We start from the raw sequence: 1,989 nt of genomic DNA, 5'->3' as shown, positions 1-1,989 counted from the left end.
GCCGCGCGAAGATCGACCAGCTGCTCGAGGAACTTTCGAAATGACGTCTTTACACGATCGTCACATCAAACCGCTGATTCTCGCCGGCCTGAACGGCGACAACTGGCATCTCGAAGATTATGTGGCGCGCGGCGGTTACGCCCAGCTGCGCCGCATCCTGGAAGAAAAAATCCCACCCGAGCAGGTGATCGCCGACGTCAAGGCGTCGGGTCTGCGCGGCCGTGGCGGCGCGGGCTTTCCGACCGGTCTGAAGTGGAGCTTCATGCCGCGTCAGTTCCCGGGCCAAAAGTACCTCGTCTGCAATTCGGACGAGGGCGAGCCGGGTACATTCAAGGACCGCGACATCCTGCGCTTCAACCCGCACTCGCTGATCGAGGGCATGGCGATTGGCGCGTACGCGATGGGTATCACGGTCGGGTACAACTATATCCACGGCGAGATCTGGGAAGTCTACAAGCGCTTCGAAGAAGCGCTGGAAGAAGCGCGTCGCGCCGGCTTCCTCGGCGACAACATCATGGGATCGGGCTTCTCGTTCCAGTTGCACGCACACCACGGTTACGGCGCCTATATCTGCGGCGAAGAAACGGCGCTGCTCGAATCGCTCGAAGGCAAGAAGGGCCAGCCGCGCTTCAAGCCGCCGTTCCCGGCGAGCTTCGGGGTGTACGGCAAGCCCACGACGATCAACAACACCGAAACGTTCGCGGCTGTGCCATTCCTGCTCGCGATCGGTGCGCAGAATTACCTTGAAATCGGCAAGCCGAACAACGGCGGGACGAAGATTTTTTCGGTCGCGGGCGACGTCGAACGTCCGGGCAACTACGAAGTTCCGCTCGGCACACCGTTCGCCACGTTGATGGAGCTCGCTGGCGGCATGCGCGGCGGCAAGAAGATCAAGGCCGTGATTCCGGGCGGTTCGTCGGCGCCGGTGATTCCGGGCGACATCATGATGCAGACCGACATGGACTACGACTCGATCGCGAAAGCCGGTTCGATGCTTGGTTCGGGCGCGGTGATCGTGATGGACGAGACACGCTGTATGGTGCGCTCGCTGCTGCGTCTGTCGTACTTCTATTACGAGGAGTCGTGCGGTCAATGCACGCCTTGCCGTGAAGGTACGGGTTGGCTGTATCGCGTCGTGCACCGGATCGAGCATGGGCTCGGCCGTCAGGAAGATCTGGATCTGCTGAACTCGGTTGCGGAAAACATCATGGGCCGCACGATCTGCGCGCTCGGCGATGCGGCGGCCATGCCGGTTCGCGGCATGCTCAAGCACTACTGGGACGAATTCGAATATCACGTGGCTCACAAGCATTGCCTCGTCGGCGGTCATGCCGGCGCGACGGCGGCGTCCGAGACAGTGGCCGCCTGACGTGGCCGAATGAGTCAGGCTGACGGGTAACACCCAGCCGAACACCTCAACCGCAGGATTCATTGCCGGCGCGGCGATGAACAGGCGAACGATTGAGCGGTAACAGGTTAAGGAAGATTGACCATCATGGTTGAACTGGAAATAGACGGCAAGAAGGTCGAGGTGCCTGAAGGCAGCATGGTGATCCAGGCTGCGCATAAGGTCGACACGTACATTCCTCACTTCTGCTATCACAAGAAGCTGTCGATTGCGGCCAATTGCCGGATGTGTCTGGTCGATGTCGAGAAGATGCCGAAGGCCGTGCCCGCGTGCGCGACGCCGGTGTCCGCCGGCATGATCGTGCGCACCCAGTCGGACAAGGCGGTGAAGGGCCAGCAGTCGGTGATGGAATTTCTGCTGATCAACCATCCGCTCGACTGCCCGATCTGCGACCAGGGCGGCGAATGCCAGTTGCAGGATCTCGCGGTGGGTTACGGCAAGTCGTCGTCGCGCTATAGCGAAGAAAAGCGCGTGGTGTTCCACAAGAACGTTGGCCCGCTGATTTCGATGGAAGAAATGTCGCGTTGCATTCACTGCACGCGTTGCGTTCGTTTCGGTCAGGAAGTCGCTGGTGTGATGGA

At 60.6% G+C, this 1,989-nt stretch carries 2 protein-coding genes; both read left to right on the top strand.

Features of this window, described 5'->3' with window-relative positions; genetic code table 11:
- The first annotated feature begins 40 nt into the window (after positions 1–40).
- Positions 41–1,369, top strand: a complete 1,329-nt coding sequence (gene nuoF / locus VGH68_RS19340) for an NADH-quinone oxidoreductase subunit NuoF (RefSeq protein WP_331605288.1) — start codon at positions 41–43, stop codon at positions 1,367–1,369.
- Between the two features lie 126 nt (positions 1,370–1,495).
- Positions 1,496–1,989: 2Fe-2S iron-sulfur cluster-binding protein (locus VGH68_RS19335; protein WP_331605287.1), on the top strand; the 494-nt coding region annotated here is incomplete at its 3' end.

Source organism: Paraburkholderia sp. (genome assembly GCF_036488505.1).
In the GTDB taxonomy this organism is placed as follows: domain Bacteria; phylum Pseudomonadota; class Gammaproteobacteria; order Burkholderiales; family Burkholderiaceae; genus Paraburkholderia.
This window is presented reverse-complemented; position numbering and strand designations above follow the sequence as displayed.